Below are 20,129 nucleotides of genomic sequence, written 5' to 3'. Positions count from 1 at the left end.
CTCGGCTGCTGCCCCTTCTAGGCTGGCTCATCAGAGCAACAGCAGGAGGACCAGGTGAGCGCCGGCACCCTCTACGACAAGGTCTGGGATCTGCACAGCGTGGCGGAGCTGCCCGGCGGGGCCACCCAGCTGTTCATCGGGCTGCACCTGATCCATGAGGTCACCACCCCCCAGGCCTTCGACGGCCTGAGGGATCTGGGCCTCGGGGTGCGTCACCCCGAGCGCACCGTGGGCACGGTGGATCACATCGTTCCCACCAGCTCCCAGGCCCGCCCCTTCGCCGATCCCCTGGCCGAGGCGATGCTCGTCGCCCTGGAGCGCAACTGCGCCGAGCACGGCATCACCCTGCACGGAATCGGCAGTGGCCGCCAGGGGATCGTGCACGTGATCGCCCCCGAGCTCGGTCTCACCCAGCCCGGCATGACCGTCGCCTGCGGCGACTCCCACACCTCCACCCATGGGGCCTTCGGGGCGATCGCCTTCGGCATCGGCACCAGCCAGGTGCGCGACGTGCTCGCAAGCCAGAGCCTCGCCCTGGGCAAGCTGAAAGTGCGCCGGATCTGGGTGGAGGGGCGTCTGCCGATGGGCGTCTACGCCAAGGATCTGGTGCTGCACATCATTCGCATCCTCGGGGTGAAGGGGGGCGTGGGCTACGCCTATGAATTCGCCGGCCCCGCGATCGAGGCCCTTTCGATGGAGGAGCGCATGACCCTCTGCAACATGGCGATCGAGGGCGGCGCCCGTTGCGGTTATGTCAACCCCGACGCCACCACCTTCGCCTACCTCAAGGGGCGCCCCGCCGCCCCCTCCGGAGAAGCCTGGGAGCGGGCTGTCGCCTGGTGGAGCACCCTGGCCAGCGGAGCCGACGCGGTCTTCGACGACGAGGTGCGCTTCGCTGCGAGCGCCCTCTCCCCCACGGTCACCTGGGGGATCACCCCGGGCCAGGGCATCGGTGTGGATGAAACCGTGCCCACCCCTGAGCAGATCGAGCCTGATGAGCGCCCGATCGCTGAGGAGGCCTACCGCTACATGGATCTGGTGCCGGGCGCCCCGATCGCCGGGCTGCCGGTGGACGTGTGCTTCATCGGCAGTTGCACCAACGGTCGCCTGAGCGATCTGCAGGCCGCCGCCGTGGTGGCCAAGGGTCGCCACGTGGCCCCCGGGATCCGCGCCTTCGTGGTGCCGGGTTCCGAGCAGGTGGCCGCCGCCGCCGAAGCGGAGGGCCTCGATCTGGTGTTCAAGGCGGCGGGCTTTGAGTGGCGCGAACCCGGCTGCTCCATGTGTCTGGCGATGAACCCCGATCGCCTCGAGGGCCGCCAGATCAGCGCCAGCTCCAGCAACCGCAACTTCAAAGGGCGCCAGGGTTCGGTGAGCGGCCGCACCCTGCTGATGAGTCCGGCGATGGTGGCCGCCGCCGCCGTCACCGGCCATGTCTCCGATGTGCGCACGCTGCTGGCCCCTTGAACCCATGAGCGTTTCCATGAGCTTTCCCGTTGGCCCGATCGAGCGCATCGAAAGCCGGGCCTTGGTGCTTTCCGGCGATGACATCGACACCGACCGGATCATCCCGGCCCGATTCCTGAAATCCGTCACCTTCGAGGGTCTCGGCGAGCAGGTGTTCGCCGACGACCGGCTCGAGCTCAAGGGGGCCCATCCCTTCGATCGCCCCGAACACGCGGGGGCGCGGATCCTCGTGGCCAACCGCAACTTCGGCTGCGGCTCCAGTCGCGAGCACGCCCCCCAGGCGCTGATGCGCTGGGGGATCCGGGCGATCGTGGCCGAGAGCTACGCCGAGATCTTCTTCGGCAACTGCCTGGCCCTGGGCATTCCCTGTTTCACCTCTCCCCACGGGCAGGTGTTGAGCCTCCAGGCGGCGATCACCGCTGATCCCGCCCAGCGCTTCGCCCTCGACGTGCGTGCCGGACGGATTCAGGCCATTGGCGGCGATGGCGAGACAGCGGCCTCCTGGGATCTTGCGCTGGCGGGCGGGGCCCGGCAGATGCTGCTCAGCGGCCAGTGGGATGCCACCTCACAGCTGCTGGCCCACGACGTCGAGCTGCGTGCCACTGCCGCCCGTCTGCCTTACCTGAACGGCTTCGCCGCCGCCTGAATCCCGCGCCCCCATCGGCCGGAGCGGCGTGGAATCCGTCCGCACTGGCTTTGTGACGGTCGCTTGATTGTCCATCAAAGTGGGATCAGCGAGGCCCAAGGAGACCAACACATGGCTGCCCATCCTTTCCCCGCCTGGATTCGCTGGCTGCAGGGTGCCGCCGCGGGGGCGGTTCTCTTGGCGGGAGCTTCCCTGGCGGCTTCTCCCCTGCCGCCGACTGAGCCCGGCGCCACGCCCATTGCGCTGGCGCCGTTCCGTGCCCTCGCCCCCTGGCCCAGCTGCCGGGGCTGCGATCTGCGCGGCGTCGACCTGCGGGGCCGTCACTTGATCGGCCTGGATCTGCGCGGCGCCGATCTCAGCGGCGCTGACCTGCGCGGGGCCAACCTGGAGGGGGCCGACCTGAGCGGCGCCCGGCTGGTGGGCGCCCGCCTGGAGAACGCCACCCTCAGCAATGCCGATCTGGCCGACGTTGATCTGCGGGGAGCTGATCTGCGCGGGTCGGTGGCGATCCATGCCCTCTCACCCGGTGCCCGCACCGAGGGGATCCGCATCGCCGGTGCCGATCTCTACGGCAGTGATCTGGTGATCGGCGGCCCTGATGGCGGTCCACCGCCGCTGCCGCCCCTTCCCTGAACCGCTCGCCCTCCCTGGGCTCAGCCAGTGGTTTTAGAAGGGCCGCCGGCCCACATCACTGCCGGGGTGGACGGGCACGAACGGCACCCCCGTGCCGCTGAAGCTGAAGTCGTTGAGCTTCACCCGCACGCCACCCAGTTGTTCGTAGGGGCTGTAGTAGATGCTGAACTCATAGGCGCGTCGCTGCCACTTGAGCTCCACGTAGGAGCCCGTGAGGTCGCCGTAGTTGGGCGAACGCCCATCCACGTTGAAGCCGATGCCGCCGCTGAGCACCAGGGGGCCGTAGATCTGCTGGCTGAGGCCCACCCCGATGGTGGCCAGATCTGCGGCCCGATCAAAGCTGAACGGACTTAGTCCGTTGAGCAGGGTGCCGCCGCCGGTGATGGTGAGCTGGGTGTAATCCAGGAAGGGCTTGCTGAAATGGCCCAGGGTGAGGGTGGGGCCGGCCGAGAAGCTGAACTGGTTCTGGTGGTCCCCGGTGCCGTAGTAGGCCGCGATGACGGTGAGGTTGGTGTTGAAGGTGAGCCCAGGCACAATCGCGGTGCCCACGTTGCGGTAGGCCTCGGTGGCCGTGAGCGGCAGGGGCTTTCCGGTCCACACCGGCAGGGAGCTGTTGATGGCGATCACGCCGCTGCCACGCCAGAGATCAGTCAGGTTGGTGCTCTCGAACTGGTTGCCCTGGAAGCTGCCGACCCCCATCCGCCAGATGTAGCTGTTGCTCAGGCGCCCCCAGTTGGGCAACGTCCCGCGTTTTTCCAGGGAAACGCCATAGGCGGAGTAGATGTCCTGTTCTCCCAGGGAGCCGTTCCAGGTGCGGAAGCGGTAGGCCCCGAAGATCCGGGCGGTGCTGGTGCCGACCAGGGGCAAGCGGACATCCCGCTGGAGATCGCCCCAGCTGCGGGTGCCGTTGGCGAAGTTCTTGGGGTTGAAGGTGGAGATGCTCAAGTTGGCGTCGCTGGTGAAACCCAGCAGCGGCCCCGTGTAGTTGGCCACCAGGCCAAACAGATCAGAGAACTCGGCCGGCTGTTCGCTGGGGCTGGCACCGGCCGATTGGCCCGGGAGCACGTAGCTGTCGGTGGTTCCTAGGACAGCCCTGCGCAGGAGGAACTGGGGCTGAAGCGCAAGTTCTCCCGTGGAGCCGATCTTGATCGGCCTCAGCTGCCTGCCGATGAAGTTGCCGTCCCTGTCTTTGCCGTCGTTGCCAAGCACCCAGCGGTTCTCCACCTGCTGTTTCTTCTGGATGCGCTGGTTGCGGCTGACCGGGATCGGAAGCTGATCCTCAAGGATGAGGCGGTTGCGGTCGGAGCTGATCAGGATGTCGCCGTTGGGCTGCGTTCGGGCCACGACGTTTTCAGCATCCAGCCAGGTCTGGGCCGGGGTGAAGGGATCGTTGGTCATGCCGATGCGGTCGGCATGCCAGCCATCGGGTGTGATCGTGAGTTTGGCGGCCTGGAAGCGCCAGCGGCCCACGGTGCCGCTCACCAGTTTCTTGTTGGCGGCCGTGTTCTGGGACTGAATCTGGGCCGGGCGTACGCCACCGAAGGAAACCTCTGTGTCCGTTGAGGTGAAGACGCCGTTGCTGCCGGCGCCAAAGCGGCGACCGGCGGTGAGGCCCTGGCGCTGGGTGATTGAACCGATGCGCTGGTCGATGGTCTGGATCGCTTTGTAGCGAGCCGCTTCTTGCTCCTGGGGGCTGATGGGTTGGGTGGCCAGGCCCGAGCCGGGTGCGCTCGGAGTTGCGCTGGGGCCCTGGGCGTTTCCAGCCGCTGACGGCGGGCTGCTGGTGGGAGGCCCCATGGCCACCTGCTCAAGCGCATCGGCGAGGGTGAGCACCCGCCGGCGCTTGCCGCGTTCGGGATCCGGGCAGCCCAGGGGAGGGGCCAGGGCCACCTGCACCGGCCCTTTAGGGTTCGCATCACTGCCGAAGCGGTAACGCAGACCCAGCAGGTAGGCGTTGCTGCCCTCGCTCACACCGCCGTAGACCCCGAAGGCGCCCGAGCGGTGGTGAATCCGTCCCACCAGCGACCACTGGGGCGAAACCAGCGCCTCGATCTCGAAGCCCAGGTAATTGAGGAACTGGCTGTAGTTCTCTCGGTAGGTTTTTTCATAGAGGCTGTTCTGGCTCAGCAGGCTGACTCCCTGGACGAAGGCGACGCTGAGCCTGGGCAAGAGCCAGGCCCGGAAGCCGACGCCCAACGTGATTTCGCCGAACGCCTGGCCGGGGTTCTGGGAGAAAGGCACCGCCTGGTTGAAGCCACCGCCCCGGTCGGGTTCGGCCCGGTGGCCCATCAAGGTGGAGTCGAATTCCAGGGCGATCGGACCGGCTTTGTAGAGGCGGCGGTTGAGACCGACCCCCAGCAGGTATTCCGGCCGCATCCTTCCTTGGAACAGGAAGGTCTGGCCGAAGTTGGTGTCGATGGCCTGGCCGCCCCAGAGGGTGGCGGCCCAGGGGTAGGGATGCCAATTGGGCACCGGCGGCACCTTGGGGGGGCAGGCCATCGGCTGCTCCGGTCCCAGGGGCAGGCTGGGGATCGCCTCGAGATCGAAATCCTGCTTCGATTGCTCCAGATCGAGGTAGCCGTAGACCTCCTCGACCTCACCCCGCTGCTCGTTGAGGTTGTAACGCAGGCGGCTGGCCTGCAGGTATTGGTTGCCCCGCTGGAAACGCACCGTTCCGCTGGCATAGAGGCTGCCGCTGATCGAGTCGTATTCGACCCGATCAGCAAGGATGCGACCCCCCGCCAGCAGGGCCCGCACCTTGCCCGTGGCCACGGCCCGGTTGAGCAGGGTGTCGAGGGCCTGGGAATCGGCCGTGAGCTGGATTTCGGCGGGGAAGCTGTTGGAGGCGGTGCGCTCGTTTGCTTTCGTGGCGCCCCCGCTGGGGGCTGGGGTGTTGGGCTGCTCAGCGCTGGGGAGAGGCGGCAGCGGTGGCGGCCCCAGGGGCAGGGATGGCCCCGCATTCAAGGCTGGGGCGGGTTCCGCGCTCTCGGCGCCACCATCGCCGAGGTTTTCAGCGCGAACGCTGGGGGTGAATCCGACGCAGGCAAGCGTCCCAAGCAGGCCCAGGGCCAACCCAGCTGGAAGACGTTCGCTCACCAAGCCTGCCGAAACGGGGCTGATCCTCCCATGGCAACGACGGGAATCAAGCGTGCCCGGGGCGGGTGATCAGACCGGCCACGGGTAAGGAGCCGGCAGGGTTCAACGGACGCCGAGATTGTCTCAGTCTTCGAGGTCCTTACGGCTTGGGGTGCGGGTGGGATCGCTGGCCAGGAAGCCGAACACGAAGATCCCGATGAAGAAAAAGACTACGGAGTAAACCGAAACCTTGAGGGCGAGCATGGTCCGTCCGGCGGGTGACAGGGGGTGACAGGCGCCCGGTGGGGCCGGAACGACCCTGAGGCAGCGCCATCATCCTATGGCTCACCGATGACGGCATTGGATGGCTGAGGGCCCAGAGACGGTGCTTCACCCCTGGATTGAAACGTTTCGGTCACGGTCCAGCCGCGATCTCCATCCCCACTGGCGGGTGCAGCGCCCTGGCGGCCTGGAGTCGCTCGCCATCGACGACCCCTGGGGCCGGCGGCACCGGCCCGACTGGTTCGCCCGGGGCCTGATCATCTGGCCCCGCGGCGGCCAGGAGCTGCGGCTGAGCCAGCGCCTCCTCTGCCCGGAGCCCTGGCGGGCCTGGGGCCAGCTGCGGGCCCGCCTGGTGTTGCGTTGGTGGGCCGAGGCGGCCGAGCTGCGGGTCGACGGGGAGAGCGTGCACCGCGGCGATCTGTTCGACACCGCCTGCCGCTGGACCCTGCCCGAGCGCTGGTGGGCAGGTGAGCCCCTGGAGCTGGCGCTCACCCTGCGCAGCCCACTCCATGACGATGGCGCCTTGATCCAAAGCCGCCTCGAGCTCGAGCCCACGGGCTCAGGCGATCCCCACGGGGTGCTGCTGGCCCAGTCCCTGGAGCTCGTGGTCCTGCGGGCGGAGAGCGAGGGCACCCCAGGCCCACTGGCCGAGCGGCTGGCGGCCCTCGATCCAGCCTCCCCGTCCGAGCGGGCCGCTGGTCTGGAGCTCCTGCGTGAACAGCTCAGGGGGATGGCGCCCTCGCCTGCTGAGCCCGGGTTTCATGTGCTCGGCCATGCCCATCTGGATCTGGCCTGGCTGTGGCCGGTGGCCGACACCTGGCAGGCGGCGGAGCGCACCTTCCGCTCCGCCCTGGATCTGATGGAGCGCCATCCCCAGCTCCATTTCGGCCACTCCACCCCGGCGCTCTACGCCTGGTTGGAGCGCCACCGCCCGGCGCTGTTTGCGGCGATTCGCGCGGCGATGGTCGCCGGCCGCTGGGAGCCGATCAACGGTCCCTGGGTGGAAAGCGACTGCGTGCTGATCGCGACGGCCTCCCTCTGGCGCCAGTTCGAGGAGGGGCAGGCCTACAGCCGCTCCCGTTTCCCTGAGTGGGAGCCCTCCGTGGCCTGGCTGCCCGACAGCTTCGGCTTCGGGGCCGGTCTGCCGGCCGTGGCCGCCGCCAGTGGGGTGCGCTGGTTCTGCACCCACAAGCTGGCTTGGAACGCCACCAATCCCTTCCCCCATCGGCTGTTCCGCTGGCGCAGCCGTTGCGGCGCCGAGGTGCTCTCCCTGATGACGGCCCCGATCGGCACGGACGGCGATCCGGTGGCGATGGAGCGCTACCGCCAGAGCTGGCGGCGCTCCACCGGCCTGGAGACCGCCCTCTGGCTGCCAGGGGTGGGGGACCACGGCGGCGGCCCCACCGCCGAGATGCTGGAGCAACTGGAGCTTTGGCAGGGGCAACCGCTGGCGGCGCCCCAGCGCCACGGCAGCCTGCGCGCCTACCTGGCGGAGCTGGAGCCCCACCAGGCTCAGCTGCCGATCTGGCGGGATGAGCTCTACCTGGAACTGCACAGGGGCATCGCCACCAGCCGCCCTGATCAGAAGCGCCACAACCGCAGCCTGGAACGGCTGCTGCGGGAGGCGGAGTTGGCGGAGGCGCTCCGAAGCGCTGCGTCCCACGGCCCTGAGGGCCGTTCCGCAACGGAGGCCGCCGGGCGGGCCGAGCTCACGGAGGCCTGGCGCACGCTGCTGTTTCAGCAGTTCCACGACATCCTTCCAGGCACGGCGGTGCCGGAGGTGTTCGAGCAGGCCGAGCCCCAATGGCGTCAGGCCCGGCGCCTGGCGCGGCGCCAGCGGGATGGGGCCCTAGGGCGCTGGTTGGCGCCCCGACCCCGGCCGGTGGCGAACGCCTGGTGGCTGGTGCAGCTGCAGGCCCTGGGGGCCACGCCGCTCACCGTGCGCTTGCCCCGGGGCGACTGGCGCCTGGCCGATGGCTCGTCCCTGCCGCGGCAGCCGGCGCCATCCGGCGGCGACTGGGTGCAGCTGAGCGGGCCCCAGGGGGTGGCGGCACTGTCCCTGGAGCGCCGTTCCCTTGGGGGCCACCCAGAGCTTGCTGGTGAAGCCCCGGCGGCGATCGATGGTCCCGTGATCAGCCGCCCCGGCGGCATGGAGGGCCGCCACTGGCTCGGCAACGGCCTGGTGTCCGTTCAGGTGGGGCCCCAGGGGCTGGAGCAGCTCTGGAGCCAGCACGGAGTCGCCCAACTGGAGTCGCCCCTGGAGTGGCGCCGCTGGCGCGATCGCGGCGCCTTCTGGGATGCCTGGGATCTGGCCGATGACTACCGCGACCATCCCTTGCTGCTGGAGTGGGACGGTCCCCCCGAGCCCGTGGATCAGGGGCCCCTCTGCGCCGGGTTCCGTTGGCGGGGACGCTGCGGCGCCAGTGCCCTGCGGCTGGAGCTGCGCCTGCGGGCCGCCTGCCCCTGGGTGGAGCTGATCCTGGCGGTGGACTGGCGGCAGACCCATGAACTGCTGCGGCTTGAGCTGCCCCTGGCCCAGGGGGCCGAGCGCTGGGCGGCGGACACCAGCGGCGGCGTGATCGAGCGGCCCGCCGAGGCGCTGATGGCGCGCGAACGCAGTCGCTGGGAGCTGCCGGCGATCAGCTGGCTGGCGAGCCAGTCGGGCAACGCGGGTGGACTGGCGGTGCTGCTCGATGGCCCCCAGGGGGTCTCGGCCTCGGCGGAGCGGCTGGGGGTGTCGTTGCTGCGGGGGCCCACCTGGCCCGACCCGGGCGCCGATCGGGGCCATCAACGGCTGCGGCTGGCGCTGTTGCCGCTGCTCGGGAACTGGCGCGCCGGAGCGGTTCCCCAGCAGGCGGTGCGTTTCCGCGAACCCCTCTGGCTGCGGCCGGCCGGGCCCGGCTCAGGCCCAGGGAGCACAACGGACGATGGCCTGCATCTGGGCCACCCTGATCTGCAGTTGTTGGGGCTCAAGGTCGAGGGGCCATCGCCCCAGGGGCCCGTGCTGCTGCTCAGCGCCCAGAACCTGGGGCCCTGTCGTCGCTGGCTCGACCTGCCGGAGGGCTGGACGGTGCTGGAGCGGATCGCTGGCTTCCCTGGGCAGCACGGCGATTCGGCCGGCGATGGGCAGCTGCTGCGCCCCTGGCAGTTGGCCCGCTGGCGGATCCGCCGCTCGACTACCGCTTGAGTTCAGTCGTCGTGGTCGTCGAACGGGTCGGTCAGACCCTTGGAGGGGGGCCCGAAAGCCTGGTAGACCCCAAAACCCGTGAGACCCAGCAGCACCGCCAGCACAGCGAGGGCGATCGGAATGGCAGGGGAGCTATCCATGGACAATCTCAGGGGAAGGGAAGGGGCCGTGGGGTGCTGCCGTCCCGTCACAAGACCCGACAGCCACCGCCCTCCGGCGGCGTCTCGCCTACAGTACCGAGAACGATCCCCCGCCAGAGAGGACTGCGACGCCATGGCCCAACGCACCCGCCTGGGAGATCTGCTCCGCCCCCTGAATTCCGAGTACGGCAAGGTCGTGCCTGGTTGGGGAACCACCCCGGTGATGGGTGTGTTCATGCTGCTGTTCTTTGTCTTCCTGCTGGTGATCCTGCAGGTGTACAACAAGTCGCTGCTGCTCGACGGCATCACCGTCAACTGGAACCCGCTGGGCTGACGCCCGGCCCCCACCCATGAACATCTTCGGGATCGGCTTGCCTGAGATGGCGGTCATCGCCGCCATCGGTTTGTTGGTGTTCGGTCCGAAGCGCTTGCCTGAACTGGGCAAGACCCTGGGGCGCACCTTGAAGGGCTTTCAGTCGGCTTCGCGGGAATTCGAGCAGGAGTTCCGCCGCGCCATCGACACCGAGACGGTCGTTGCCGAGACTCTGGCGGCTGAATCCCTGGCCAGCGCCGAATCAGCCAGCGCCGAGGCAAGCACCGCTGACGCAAGCACCTCTAACGCAAGCACCTCTAACGCAAGCACGGGCGAGCTGGCGGCCATGGCCGGTGATCCCGATCTGAGTTCTGACGGCACCCCCGTCTCCAGCGCAGGCCCTTAAACACCGCCACTGGCTGGGTAACTCAGGCCCATCGCTCCTTTTGAGGGCTCTCCTGAAAGGTCCTGGTCTTTCCTCTTCGTCCATGGCATCTCCTGCGGCCGCGCCGCTCCAGCTGCTCGTCGGCCTCGGAAATCCCGGCTCCGACTACGAGGCCACCCGCCACAACGTCGGGTTCATGGCCCTTGAGCGGCTGGCCGCGGCGGATGGCGTGCGCTTTCGCTCCCAGGCCAAGCTCCATGGCCTGCTCGCCGACCTGCACCAGGGTTCCGGGCGCCTGCGGCTGCTGATGCCCCAGACCTTCATGAACGAGAGCGGCCGCTCGATCCGCGCCGCCCTCGACTGGTTCGATCTCGATCCCAGCCAGATGCTGGTGGTCGTCGATGACATGGATCTGCCCCTGGGGCGCCTGCGCCTGCGGGCCTCCGGCGGTGCTGGTGGCCACAACGGCCTGCGCAGTGCCATCGCCCATCTCGGCACCCAGGACTTTCCGCGTCTGCGCATCGGCATCGGTGCCCCGGCCCTGAACCCCGAAGAGCGCAAGGCGCGCACGCTGTCCCATGTGCTCGGCCGCTTCCAGGCCGCCGAACAACCGTTGCTGCGTGCGGTGCTCGATGAGGTGATCGCCGGCGTGGAGATCGTCCAGCGACTGGGGCTGGAGCGGGCGGCCACCCGCCTGAACAGTTTTCAGGTGACGGCCGGTGGCAATCTGGCTTCGGATTCGCTTCCACCGCGCTGAGTCGCCTTCCCGCCACCACCGCGCAGCTGCGCGTGCTGCACCAAAGCTTCAGCAGACGACTGCTGGAGGGCGAGGTCACGGCCGGTGGCTTCCATTGGACCTTCAGCTGGGCCTTCGATCGGGGCGAACTCAGCGTTGAGCCCTCCCTGGGGCGGGCTCTGATTCAGGACGCCCTGCTGCGCTTTCTGCTGCAGGCCGACTACCAGCTCGAGCCGGGAGGCGATTACGCCTTCACCGTGCGGGCACGCCTGTAACAGCTCGCCCGTCCGGGATCTGCCGCTCCAGGGGCCACCCCAGGTGACGCTCCAGCAGCAGCTGGGCCACCACGTCATCCCAATCCCGCGGTGGAAGACGCAGGCCTTCCGGCAGCAGGCGCCTCCAGGGGCCGGGAGGTTCCAGTTGCCAGAACCGGTGCCGCGCCGCCAGGGTGCTGCCGCGCTCATCCACCAGGATCACAGGCAGCAGCGGCGACAACCGCGCGCACCAGGCGCCACTGCCGGTGCCGTTGCCGAGCACCAGCGCTGCCAGCGGGTCCTCGGCCTGCCAGTGCTGGATTCGCTGCCAGCACTCCTCTGGTGGCAACACCAGGGCCTCGATCACCCGCCGCCTCGAGCCATCGGTGCGCACCAGACCGCACTTGCTGCGGCCTGGATCCAGGGCCGCCAGGGGGCCGCCATGGGCCCCGTCCGCCGGCGCAGGGGTCATGGGCGGGGAAGGCTGCGCACCGCCGGAGAGGGGCCGTCGATCCAGCGCAGGTCGACGGTGATCGGGTCGGCGATGTCACTGTTGCGGACGGACACGGTTTCCAGGCGAACGGCCAGGCCCGGGGGCCGCTCGCTCAGTTCCTTGCCCAGGCGGTTGAAGCTGGCCACGTCGAACTGCACGCCGTCGGCGAGGGAGCCCTGGCCCTGGGCGCGGGTGAAGGTGGCCGCCATCAGCAGATTCAAGCGACTGCGCACCTGCTCGGGACTGCGCTGGTCAGCCTCGACAACGGTGGTGGCCATCACATCGCCGCGGCGGATCACCTGGCGGTTGGGTCGCACGTCCGGGAAGGCCAGCACTTGCTGTTCGCCGCGCAGCACATTGGCGGCGGAAATGATGCTCACCACCCAGGATCCTGGTTTGGTGATGACACCCTGGAGCCGGGTGATCTCGCTGCGGGGCACCAGCAGGATCTGGCGATTGGCCACCTGGTCCGGCAGCACGCGCTGGTAGGCGACCAGGTTGGCCTGCCGCAGCAGCGCCTTGATCACGAGGGTGGCCTGGGAGGCGTTTTCCAGGTTGATCTTGGCTGTGGCCAACGGCTGGCCGCTGCTGATCACCACGTCCCCCCGGCGCAGATCGATCAACTTCGCTTCAAGCCGTTTCAGTTCCTTGGCGCCCGCCGCGATGCGCTGGTTCACCGTCGCAAGCTCCGCCTCGTTGCGCCGGATGTCCGCGTCCTTGGCCCGGATGTCCTGGCTGAGCAGATTGCGCTGCCGCTCCAGCTGGAGCCGTTGCCGCTGAAGCGGTTGCAGTTCGTTGCGCAGTTTCTGGGCGCGCTGGTCGGCCGTGGCCAGTTGCCCCTGGGCCTGGTGCAGGCCGAGCTCGGCCCGCGCGCTCGCCTGCTGGGCCCGGCGGATCTCCGCCTGGCTGCTGGCCAGATCCCTGCGGCTGTCCCGCAGCTTGCGCTCCAGCTGATCAAGCTGGAACAACCCAGTCCGCAGCCGCTCGCTGACCAGCAGCATCAGCCCCAGGGACACGGCGCTGATCAGGCTGCCGGTGAGCACCGTGATCAGCACCGCCGTGTTGCGGGGACGCAGGTTGAACAAGCTCAGCCGCGCCTTGCCCACGCGGCTGCCGAGGCGGTCACCGAAGGTGGAGAGCACTCCGCCGAGCACCAGCAGAGCCAGGATCAGCAGCCAGCCGGACACGGAACCAAGCGGAGGCTCTCAGTATCCATCCGAATCCAACCCAGCCGAATCGAGCGGGAACGAATCGAGCGGGACAGCGGCGGAGCTGGAGCCGGTGGGCTCAGCTGAACTTCTTGGCCAGGGCCACCGGATCGAACACCGTGATCTTCTTGCGGTCGATCTGCAACAGGCCGGCGTTGCGCAGGTCACCCAGCAGGCGGGTGATCGTGACCCGGGTGGAGCCGATCGCTTCGGCGATCGCCTGGTGGGAGAGGCGCAGGTCAATGGTGATCCCCTCGCTGCCGGGCACGCCGAAATCACGGCAGAGCACCAGCAGGAAGCTCACCAGCCGCGAAGACATGTCCCGGTGGGTGAGGGTTTCGATCATCGTCTCGGTCTGCAGGATCCGCGAGGAGAGGCCCTGGAGCATCAGCAGGCCGACGCTGGCGTCCACCTCGATCGCCCGGCGCACGGAGGTAGCAGGCGCTGTCACCATCTCCACCCGGGTGAAGGCCACAGCGTGATAGAAGCGGTCGGAGCGCTGGCCGGTGAGCAGGGACAGCACCCCGAACAGGCTGTTTTCCCGCAGCAGGGCAACGGTGATCTCCTCGCCCGATTCATAGACCCGTGAGAGGCGAACGGCCCCGCGCCGCAGCAGATAGACGCGCTCGGCGGGGTCACCGGGGAAGAAGATGGTTTTGCTGCGCTCCACCGTTTCCACGCTGCTGCCACTGAGCCCCCGGATCACATCCAGAAGCGTGGGGGTGGGGGCGGATCCAGCCGCGCCTGGGGAGGCCATGCCACTCGTTCCGGAGCTGGGACCGCTGCTATAGCGGCTGAAACCGCGGGTGGCGCCGACCATCAAGGCGGGGAAAGTGGTGAAAAGCTAAAGATCGCCCCTGGCTGCCCCTGTATCAACAGACACCATCGCTCCGCTGGAGGTTTCTGGCTCCTGGGTGCTGGTACGTGCGTTCGCGCTAGGGATGGTGTGCCGTTGCCTTGCCGGTGGGGCCGACACCGCTACATTCAGGGTCCGCCACCCAGGCCCGCCTGCCGCTGCACCCTCAGATTTCAGCTGCCGATCAGGGGCTCAGGCCCTCCAAGTCGCTGGCCACCTCGCTGGCCGCGGCGCCCCAGGCAGAGCGACACCGTGTTCCCCCTTCTGTGCCGATGACCGCCAGCCTGCGCAAACCCGGCCTCGACCACGGTGCCCCCCGTCCCCTGCGCAGCCTGCGGCTCGTGAGCCAGCAGGAAGGTCTGTTGCAGATCCACACGGCTCCGTTCCGCGGCAGCTTCGGCGGAGTGTTCAGCCAGGCGCTGCGCACCGCCGGCCTGGGCAGTCGTGTGCTGATCAGTCAGTTCCTCAAGGGGGGTGTGGAGCAGGGTCTGGGGCACAGCCTCTGGCTCTGCGGCCGCCTTCAGTGGTTGCGCCCCGATGTGCCCGGTTGTCTGGAGATCCCCCCCGCCAGCGAGCAGGAGCGTCAGGCGGTGCAGGAGGTCTGGGCGTTCAGCCGGGAGCAGTTGCTCGCCGGTTCGGTGGAGTTGATGGTGCTCGATGAGCTGGGGCTGGCGGTCGAACTGGGTTACCTGGAGGCCGCCGATGTGAGCGAGACCCTGGAGCGGCGCCCTTCGCATCTCGATGTGATCCTCACCGGGCCGTCGATGCCGCCGCCGCTGATGGCGATGGCCGACCAGGTCACCCAGTTGCGCCGGGGGAGCTGATGCTTAAGTGCGATCGCTGGATCAACGAACAGGCCGCCGCAGGCTTGCTCGAGCCCTTCCAGCCCACGCTGGTGCGCCATCTCGACCCTGAGAACCGGACGGCTCCGGTGCTCAGCTACGGCTGCTCGTCCTACGGCTACGACCTGCGGCTCTCGCCGAAGGAGTTCCTGATCTTCCGCCATGTGCCGGGCACGGTGATGAACCCCAAGCGGTTCAATCCCGCCAACCTCGAACCCGCCGCCCTGCACCAGGACGAGGACGGGTCCTATTTCATCCTGCCGGCCCACTCCTACGGCCTCGGTGTGGCCTTCGAGAAGATGAAGGTGCCGGCGAACATCACCGTGATCTGCCTTGGGAAGAGCACCTATGCCCGCCTCGGGATCATCGTCAACACCACCCCCGCCGAGGCCAGCTGGGAGGGCCACCTCACCCTGGAATTCAGCAATTCGTCCGGCGCCGATTGCCGCATCTACGCCAACGAGGGGATCTGCCAACTGTTGTTCTTCGAGGGGGATCCCTGCGAGACCACCTACAGCGACCGTTCCGGCAAGTACCAACACCAGCCGGAACGGGTGACCCTCGCCAAGGTCTGAGCGCAGTTCGCGCTTCGGGGGCGGTGTCATGGACGGGGTCTGCGCGCTTCATCCTCGCGGCGTTGCCGCTGCTACTGGCCGCCCAAGGTTCAGCCCAGGCCGCCGTGCCGCTCTCGGTGGATTACTCCGTCAGCCGGGTGGGCGCGAAGGTGTTGTCCGTGGTCGATGGCGACAGCTTGATGGTGGCGGTCCAGGGCAGGCGGCTCAAGCTGCGGCTGGCCTGCATCGATGCGCCTGAGCTCGCTCAGCCCCCATGGGGTGTGGCGTCGCGGGCGGCCCTGAGGGCGCTGTTGCCTCCGGGCAGCCCGGTCCTGCTCACGCCTCTGGGCACGGACCGCTACGGCCGAACGGTGGCCAAGCTGCTCAGCGAGCGGGGCAACGTCAACTGGATCCTGGTGCGGCGTGGTCAGGCCCTCGTCTACCGCCAGAAGCTCAGCCGTTGCGATGCGAAGGCCTTTCTCTCAGAGGAACGGCAGGCCCAGCGCCAGGGGCTGGGGGTGTGGGGCCCGCCGCGGCTGCCGATCGCCGCCTGGGAACGCCGCTGGTGCCGCCGACAGGGGGGAGGTTGCTGAGCTAGCTCGGCCATGGCCCGTCTTGGCCCGCTCAGGGTGCCAGCCGCGCCTTGTGCAGCCGATTCTTCTCGTACCAGGCGGCAATCTCCGGGGCCCAGGCCACGAAGTGGGGCCAGAGCAGGTCGCAGAGCTGGCGGATCTCCTCCTGGGCGTCGAGCTTGGCCCGCAGGTCCATGAAGTGCAGGAAGGCCCGCAGGCTGAAGCTCACCACGAAGTGCTGGCGGTAGTCGAAGGGCAGGATGCCGCGGGCGTGCTCCTCGGCGAAGCCCGCGTCAAGCAGGTCGCGGTAGCGCTCGGCGGCGGCGCGGCAGAGCGCCAGATCCTTGGCGCGCTCCTCGGCCGTGTAGGCGTACTTCTTGCCCTGGCGGTCGCTGTAGCTGCCCACGGGCCGCAGGTAGAAGACCTCCTCAAGCTCCAGCTCCCCGTTGGCGGCGCGGCGGATGCGATCGCCGGTGTAACGCATCGACTGCACATCGAAGCTCACACCCACCCGGTGGGTGCGGGCCTGCTGCATCACCGAATGGGGAAACCAGCCGACGTTCAGCACGATCTGCCCGTGTTCCAGGGGGCCGTAGTGGCCGCGTTCGCCCCCCAGCAGCCGCTTGACGCAGATTTCCCCAGCCCGGGTCTCATCGGGCCAGTTGGCTCGGTCGGCCGCCACGAAATCCTCGGAGTAGTCCTGGTGCATGGCGGCGTAGACGCACTGCTGGGGGTTGGGGGTGGCGGCGATCAGCTCGACCCGAAAGCGGTTCATGGCGGGGGAACGGGTGGGCTTGAGCGAAGCACGGGGCCTTTTTAGCGGCAGCAATCAGCCGTGGCTGCGGGGACCGGTAACGGCCGCGGTGGCGCCGCCGCCGGCCAGGGGGCTGGTGCTGCCGACGCCGGCCAGGCGGGGCAGGGGGGTCTGGGCGATCAGGGCACCGGTGAGGGCGTCGAGTTCCCCTCGGCTGCGGGCACCCAGGGAGCGTCCGATCGGTTGACCGTCTCGATCGAAGAGTTCCAGCTGGGGAATGCCGTTGACCTCATAGCGCTCGACCTCGCCCTGCCAGCGAGGGTTGTCGACGTTGAGCAAGACCACATCCAGTTCGCCGTGGTGATGATCTTCGATCGCCTCCATGGCCGGAGCCATCGACCGGCAGGCCTCACACCAGTCGGCATAGAACTCCACCAGGGTGGGCCGTCCGTCGCTCAGGGCCACGGGCAGATCGAGCGACAGGCGGGCCAGGCGCTCCAGGGGTGCTTCCCGGCGCAGACCCCCTTGGAAGACGAACACCACCACCGCCAGCAGGGCGGCGATCAGCGCCAGCAGGATCTGCTCCCGTCGGCCCAGGGAGGCGGTGGCGCCGGTCGCTGGGGAGGGGGAAGGGTCGCCGGACACGGTCAGCGGAAGATGGACAGGACTGCACTCTGGCAGCGCTAGCCTCGTTGCGACGGGTCGAACCGCGTGAAACGCCGCCTCACCCTTCATTTCCCCCGCCAGGCGGTGCACCAGCCGATCACCTATCGGTTGGCGGTCGATTTCGACATCGCCGCGAAGATCCTGCGCGCCCAGGTGGCCCCGAACCAGAGCGGCACCATGGTGGTGGAGCTCTCCGGCGACATCGACGAGCTCGATGCGGCGGAGCTCTGGCTGGAGAGCCTGGGCCTCGGCCTGAACCGGGCCCCCGGGGAGATCCGCGTCGATCCAGCCCGCTGCGTCGACTGCGGCATCTGCTCGAGCGTCTGCCCCAGCGGCGCCCTCAGCAGCCGTGCCCCGAGCTGGCAGCTGCACTTCGACGCCAAAATCTGCCTGGTGTGCGAGCAGTGCATCCCCAGTTGCCCGCTGGAGGCCATTGCTCTGGTGCTGGATCGGCCCGCCGCCGATACGGTGCTGCCTGGAAGCCGAAGGCCCTGAGAGACGACGGCCCTGAGAACGATGCTCCGCTACCTGACCCTGCCGATCCGGGCGCCGATGACGCTGCTGCTGGTGGCGGTCAGCATCTACATGGGGGCCCACTGGATGGCGGCCCATCAGTCCTACCAAGGGAACGGGGCCGAGGAGGCTTGGCTCGCCTACACCGTCTACTGGCCGATTCAGTGCCTGCAGACCCTGGTGGTGGTGATGGTCTGCGCCATGCCGGATCAGCTGTTTCGTCAGCTGTCGCTGTTGATGGCCACCAGCAAGGCGATCACCCTGGTGGTCACTCTGCTGTTGGTGATCACCGGAGGGCTCTACTTGCTCCACCTCAACGTGCTGGCCGATGTGGTGATCCTGGCCTGTTCGGTGCTGCTGGCCCGCCTGGACCTGATCCGGCTCCGCGTGGTGCCACCGCCGTTGCTGGGGGCCCTGGCCCTGAGTCTGCTGGTGCTGCTCGGCATGGGCCTTGGCGCCCATCTGCAGGCCGAGAACCTGATCCGAATCGGCTAGCAGGCGGGTTCGCGGCCGCGTCGCAGGTAGCTCCAGCGGTTGCCCAGCACTTTTTTGACGTACAGCCGGGTTTCCGGGTAAGGGATGGCCTCCACCCAGAGTTCGGGATGCCGTTGCAGCAGGGGCCCGAGCCAACCCTGGACGGCGCCGGGGCCAGCGTTGTAGCTGGCTACCGCCCGAATGGGATCGCCCCGCCACAAGGTGAGCAGTTGCCGTAAGTAGCGCGCCCCCAGGGGCACGTTGATGTCGGGCTGCTGGAGGGCCTCCAGGCTAAGTGGCTTGCCGGCCAGCTCGGCGGCGGTCTCCGGCATCAGTTGCATCAGGCCGACGGCACCGGCGGCGGAGCGCACCGCCGGCGTGAACCGGGATTCCTGCAGGGACACCGCCAGCAGCAGCGCCGGATCCACCCGCTCGCGCTTGCCCGCGCCTAGGAACAGGGGCGCGAAGCGCACCGGGTGGAGGTCCTGATCGAACCCCTGCCGGCTCTGGCAGCTGCCGGCGGGGAGCATCAGGTGGGCCTGCTCCAGTTGGGCCAGGCCCGTCCAGTCATCGCCCACCCCCTGCCGCAGCCGCCCCTCCACCACCAGCGCTTCGGGCTGAAGGGTAGGCCGGTTGCGGCGCTGGTTCCGCCAGCGCTCCCAGGTTTCCAGGCGTTGATCCAGCCGCCAGAGCTCATCCAACTCGGCATCGCCGCTGGTCAGCGGGCGCCAGGGGGGCGGCGTGAGCGCGCTGAGGGCCGGTGGATTCGCCGCCCCGGCCTGGCCCAGTTGCAGGGCCGCCCGCCAGCCGTAGTAGCCGCTGGGGGCGGAGCTGAGCAGCCGCTCCCAGACCCCCCGGGCCGCCGCTTCCTGGCCCAGCTGCCGCTGGGCGTAGCCCAGCCAGAACTGCTGGCGGGCCGCCAGGGGAGCGGCCAGCTGCGCTGGATTCAGAGCGCCCAGCAGCTCGGCGGCCTCGCGCCACTGGCCCTTGAGCAGCCGTCCCCGGGCCAGCTCCCACTGCAGATCCCAGCTGGCGGGATCCCCGGGCCAGCGCTGCAGCACCGCCCGCCAACTGCCTTGATGCTGGAGCACCAGGCGCGCCTGCACCGGGGCTGTGGCCCGCAGCGGCGCGGGCAACTGGGCCAGCAGGGCCAGGGCCTCAGGTCGCGGCTGCTGGCTGAGCAGCCGGCTGGCTTCGAGGGCTTCTGGCGCCTGCGGCCAGCGCTGGGCCAGCTCCAGCAGCCGCTGCTCTGCTTTCTGTTGCTGGGGCCCATCACCCTTGAGCAGGGCCGCTGCGAGGCTGAGGGCAACGGCGGAATCGCCCAGGCTCGCCCCGCCCAGGCAGTCTAGGGCGGCGGCGCCATCCCCCAGCTCCGCGAGGGCCAGGGCCAGCGTTCGCCGCTGCTCGGGTGGTGGCGGCGCAACGCCCTTGACGGCACAGGTGCGCCGCAGGCGGGCTTCTGCGCCAGGCCAGCGGGGACCCCAGCGCGCCAGGTGCAGCGTGCCCAACCTCTCCTGGTCGATCGCCGGACCCAGCTCCAGGGCGCCGGCCAGGGCGGCCGGGTGCGCCGGGAAGCGGCGCAGCAGATCGAGCCGCTGGGCGGGTGTCCGCCGGCCGAGGGCGTAGAGGGCGTCGGCGCTGGCGGGATCCCGGGGGAAGCGCCGCAACAGCTTGCTCCAGAGGTCGTCGGCTTCGACGCCGCGGCCGCGGCGCTCGGCCGCCAGGGCCTGCCCCTTGAGGACCACCGCCGCCAGCATGTCCGGGCCCCAGCCCTGGCCCGCCAAGAGCTGGTACTGCTCGTCGGGGTTCCCCTTGACCCGCTCCACCAGCAGCAGGCTGGCCTCCCGGCGCCGCTGCGGGTCCACCTCCCCATGGCGCACCCAGCTCAGTTGAGCGCTCGAGCTGGCGGGGGTGAGCTCCGGTCGTTGCTGCAGGGCCCAGCGGCCCGTGAGCAGCAGCGCCAGAGCGCCCGCGCAGCTGAGGGCGATCAGCAGGGGACCCTGGCACTGGGCGGCGGGGGCGGGCGGTTCGCTCACGGGGTCTTGGCGGTGTTGGCATTCTGGGGAGCAGCGATCAAGCCTC

General features: G+C 69.2%; 21 protein-coding genes and 1 pseudogene. 13 read left to right on the top strand and 9 right to left on the bottom strand.

Annotated elements, in window-relative coordinates:
- Positions 1-54: 54 nt before the first annotated feature.
- The 3 genes from leuC (at position 55) to KBZ13_RS08790 (ending at position 2,743) form a co-directional block, all read left to right on the top strand.
- Entirely contained in the window at positions 55-1,464 is a 1,410-nt protein-coding gene (leuC, locus tag KBZ13_RS08800) for a 3-isopropylmalate dehydratase large subunit (RefSeq protein WP_255008331.1), read from the top strand.
- Positions 1,465-1,468: 4 nt separating this feature from the next.
- The gene (locus tag KBZ13_RS08795; protein ID WP_255008329.1) at positions 1,469-2,110 is read left to right on the top strand and encodes a 3-isopropylmalate dehydratase small subunit; all 642 of its coding nucleotides are present in this window, start codon (positions 1,469-1,471) and stop codon (positions 2,108-2,110) included.
- Between the two features lie 111 nt (positions 2,111-2,221).
- Positions 2,222-2,743: a pentapeptide repeat-containing protein gene (locus KBZ13_RS08790; RefSeq protein WP_255008327.1), complete on the top strand. Its 522-nt coding sequence runs from the start codon at positions 2,222-2,224 to the stop codon at positions 2,741-2,743.
- Between the two features lie 33 nt (positions 2,744-2,776).
- On the opposite strand, the gene KBZ13_RS15740 is transcribed toward KBZ13_RS08790, so the two are convergent.
- On the bottom strand, positions 2,777-5,839 hold the full coding sequence (locus KBZ13_RS15740; RefSeq protein ID WP_255008325.1) for a DUF3769 domain-containing protein: 3,063 nt from the start codon (positions 5,837-5,839) through the stop codon (positions 2,777-2,779).
- A 123-nt stretch (positions 5,840-5,962) separates the two neighbouring features.
- Positions 5,963-6,082 (bottom strand): photosystem II reaction center protein I, encoded by a 120-nt coding sequence (locus tag KBZ13_RS08780; RefSeq protein WP_255008323.1) that lies wholly within the window; start codon positions 6,080-6,082, stop codon positions 5,963-5,965.
- 100 nt (positions 6,083-6,182) lie between these two features.
- Here KBZ13_RS08780 and KBZ13_RS08775 point away from each other — a divergent pair, with 100 nt between their 5' ends.
- Complete coding sequence (locus tag KBZ13_RS08775) at positions 6,183-9,287, top strand: alpha-mannosidase (protein ID WP_255008322.1); 3,105 nt, start codon at positions 6,183-6,185, stop codon at positions 9,285-9,287.
- Positions 9,288-9,289: 2 nt separating this feature from the next.
- Here the strand turns inward: KBZ13_RS08775 and psbN are convergent, their stop codons facing one another.
- The gene (gene psbN / locus KBZ13_RS08770; RefSeq protein WP_255008320.1) at positions 9,290-9,427 is read right to left on the bottom strand and encodes a photosystem II reaction center protein PsbN; all 138 of its coding nucleotides are present in this window, start codon (positions 9,425-9,427) and stop codon (positions 9,290-9,292) included.
- 133 nt (positions 9,428-9,560) lie between these two features.
- Between psbN and psbH the strand changes: the two genes are divergently transcribed.
- The 4 genes and pseudogenes from psbH (at position 9,561) to KBZ13_RS08750 (ending at position 11,136) form a co-directional block, all read left to right on the top strand.
- Complete coding sequence (gene psbH, locus KBZ13_RS08765; protein WP_254939294.1) at positions 9,561-9,761, top strand: photosystem II reaction center phosphoprotein PsbH; 201 nt, start codon at positions 9,561-9,563, stop codon at positions 9,759-9,761.
- A 16-nt stretch (positions 9,762-9,777) separates the two neighbouring features.
- A pseudogene (locus tag KBZ13_RS15800) lies at positions 9,778-9,987 on the top strand (TatA/E family twin arginine-targeting protein translocase); the annotation flags it as partial.
- A gap of 241 nt (positions 9,988-10,228) precedes the next feature.
- Complete coding sequence (gene pth / locus KBZ13_RS08755) at positions 10,229-10,882, top strand: aminoacyl-tRNA hydrolase (protein WP_255008316.1); 654 nt, start codon at positions 10,229-10,231, stop codon at positions 10,880-10,882.
- Complete coding sequence (locus KBZ13_RS08750; RefSeq protein WP_255008722.1) at positions 10,879-11,136, top strand: DUF3146 family protein; 258 nt, start codon at positions 10,879-10,881, stop codon at positions 11,134-11,136. The genes pth and KBZ13_RS08750 overlap by 4 nt, the downstream gene beginning before the upstream one ends.
- On the opposite strand, the gene KBZ13_RS08745 is transcribed toward KBZ13_RS08750, so the two are convergent.
- The 3 genes from KBZ13_RS08745 to ntcA form a co-directional block, all read right to left on the bottom strand.
- Entirely contained in the window at positions 11,114-11,587 is a 474-nt protein-coding gene (locus tag KBZ13_RS08745) for a RuvX/YqgF family protein (RefSeq protein WP_255008314.1), read from the bottom strand. The two genes, KBZ13_RS08750 and KBZ13_RS08745, sit on opposite strands and share 23 nt — an antisense overlap.
- Entirely contained in the window at positions 11,584-12,795 is a 1,212-nt protein-coding gene (locus KBZ13_RS08740) for a DUF3084 domain-containing protein (RefSeq protein WP_255008312.1), read from the bottom strand. Before KBZ13_RS08740 ends, KBZ13_RS08745 begins: the two co-directional genes overlap by 4 nt.
- Before the next feature lie 100 nt (positions 12,796-12,895).
- Entirely contained in the window at positions 12,896-13,636 is a 741-nt protein-coding gene (ntcA, locus tag KBZ13_RS08735; RefSeq protein ID WP_255008310.1) for a global nitrogen regulator NtcA, read from the bottom strand.
- Between the two features lie 308 nt (positions 13,637-13,944).
- Between ntcA and KBZ13_RS08730 the strand changes: the two genes are divergently transcribed.
- From KBZ13_RS08730 to KBZ13_RS08720, 3 genes are all read left to right on the top strand, one after another.
- Positions 13,945-14,496: a cob(I)yrinic acid a,c-diamide adenosyltransferase gene (locus tag KBZ13_RS08730; RefSeq protein ID WP_255008309.1), complete on the top strand. Its 552-nt coding sequence runs from the start codon at positions 13,945-13,947 to the stop codon at positions 14,494-14,496.
- Positions 14,496-15,089 (top strand): dCTP deaminase, encoded by a 594-nt coding sequence (dcd, locus tag KBZ13_RS08725; RefSeq protein ID WP_255008307.1) that lies wholly within the window; start codon positions 14,496-14,498, stop codon positions 15,087-15,089. The genes KBZ13_RS08730 and dcd overlap by 1 nt, the downstream gene beginning before the upstream one ends.
- 62 nt (positions 15,090-15,151) lie before the next feature.
- Positions 15,152-15,661 (top strand): thermonuclease family protein, encoded by a 510-nt coding sequence (locus tag KBZ13_RS08720; protein WP_255008306.1) that lies wholly within the window; start codon positions 15,152-15,154, stop codon positions 15,659-15,661.
- A 31-nt stretch (positions 15,662-15,692) separates the two neighbouring features.
- Here KBZ13_RS08720 and thyX read toward each other — a convergent pair whose 3' ends face one another.
- On the bottom strand, positions 15,693-16,415 hold the full coding sequence (thyX, locus tag KBZ13_RS08715; protein WP_255008304.1) for an FAD-dependent thymidylate synthase: 723 nt from the start codon (positions 16,413-16,415) through the stop codon (positions 15,693-15,695).
- Between the two features lie 54 nt (positions 16,416-16,469).
- Positions 16,470-17,039 carry a thioredoxin domain-containing protein gene (locus KBZ13_RS08710; protein WP_255008294.1) on the bottom strand — a complete coding sequence of 190 codons (570 nt, stop codon included), beginning with the start codon at positions 17,037-17,039 and terminating at the stop codon, positions 16,470-16,472.
- 66 nt (positions 17,040-17,105) lie between these two features.
- Between KBZ13_RS08710 and KBZ13_RS08705 the strand changes: the two genes are divergently transcribed.
- Both KBZ13_RS08705 and KBZ13_RS08700 read left to right on the top strand, forming a co-directional pair.
- Positions 17,106-17,555 carry an NIL domain-containing protein gene (locus KBZ13_RS08705; RefSeq protein ID WP_255008292.1) on the top strand — a complete coding sequence of 150 codons (450 nt, stop codon included), beginning with the start codon at positions 17,106-17,108 and terminating at the stop codon, positions 17,553-17,555.
- Between the two features lie 21 nt (positions 17,556-17,576).
- A complete protein-coding gene (locus KBZ13_RS08700) occupies positions 17,577-18,068 on the top strand; it encodes a hypothetical protein (protein WP_255008290.1) in 492 nt (163 codons plus the stop codon).
- Here KBZ13_RS08700 and KBZ13_RS15735 read toward each other — a convergent pair.
- Positions 18,065-20,083: a lytic transglycosylase domain-containing protein gene (locus tag KBZ13_RS15735; RefSeq protein WP_255008288.1), complete on the bottom strand. Its 2,019-nt coding sequence runs from the start codon at positions 20,081-20,083 to the stop codon at positions 18,065-18,067. The two genes, KBZ13_RS08700 and KBZ13_RS15735, sit on opposite strands and share 4 nt — an antisense overlap.
- Between the last annotated feature and the right edge of the window lie 46 nt (positions 20,084-20,129).

It is taken from the genome of Cyanobium sp. ATX 6F1 (assembly GCF_024346315.1).
Lineage (GTDB): Bacteria > Cyanobacteriota > Cyanobacteriia > PCC-6307 > Cyanobiaceae > ATX-6F1.
Note: the sequence above shows the minus strand (reverse complement) of the source record. Positions and strands in the feature narration are given on the sequence as shown.

Bases quoted from the DNA above. Each gene is read 5' to 3' on its own strand.
- KBZ13_RS08795 (WP_255008329.1), top strand. From the start codon at position 1,469: ATGAGCGTTTCCATGAGCTTTCCCGTTGGCCCGATCGAGCGCATCGAA.
- KBZ13_RS08790 (WP_255008327.1), top strand. From the start codon at position 2,222: ATGGCTGCCCATCCTTTCCCCGCCTGGATTCGCTGGCTGCAGGGTGCC.
- KBZ13_RS08780 (WP_255008323.1), bottom strand. From the start codon at position 6,082: ATGCTCGCCCTCAAGGTTTCGGTTTACTCCGTAGTCTTTTTCTTCATC.
- KBZ13_RS08775 (WP_255008322.1), top strand. From the start codon at position 6,183: ATGGCTGAGGGCCCAGAGACGGTGCTTCACCCCTGGATTGAAACGTTT.
- psbN (WP_255008320.1), bottom strand. From the start codon at position 9,427: ATGGATAGCTCCCCTGCCATTCCGATCGCCCTCGCTGTGCTGGCGGTG.
- psbH (WP_254939294.1), top strand. From the start codon at position 9,561: ATGGCCCAACGCACCCGCCTGGGAGATCTGCTCCGCCCCCTGAATTCC.
- pth (WP_255008316.1), top strand. From the start codon at position 10,229: ATGGCATCTCCTGCGGCCGCGCCGCTCCAGCTGCTCGTCGGCCTCGGA.
- KBZ13_RS08745 (WP_255008314.1), bottom strand. From the start codon at position 11,587: ATGACCCCTGCGCCGGCGGACGGGGCCCATGGCGGCCCCCTGGCGGCC.
- ntcA (WP_255008310.1), bottom strand. From the start codon at position 13,636: ATGGTCGGCGCCACCCGCGGTTTCAGCCGCTATAGCAGCGGTCCCAGC.
- KBZ13_RS08730 (WP_255008309.1), top strand. From the start codon at position 13,945: ATGACCGCCAGCCTGCGCAAACCCGGCCTCGACCACGGTGCCCCCCGT.
- dcd (WP_255008307.1), top strand. From the start codon at position 14,496: ATGCTTAAGTGCGATCGCTGGATCAACGAACAGGCCGCCGCAGGCTTG.
- thyX (WP_255008304.1), bottom strand. From the start codon at position 16,415: ATGAACCGCTTTCGGGTCGAGCTGATCGCCGCCACCCCCAACCCCCAG.
- KBZ13_RS08700 (WP_255008290.1), top strand. From the start codon at position 17,577: ATGCTCCGCTACCTGACCCTGCCGATCCGGGCGCCGATGACGCTGCTG.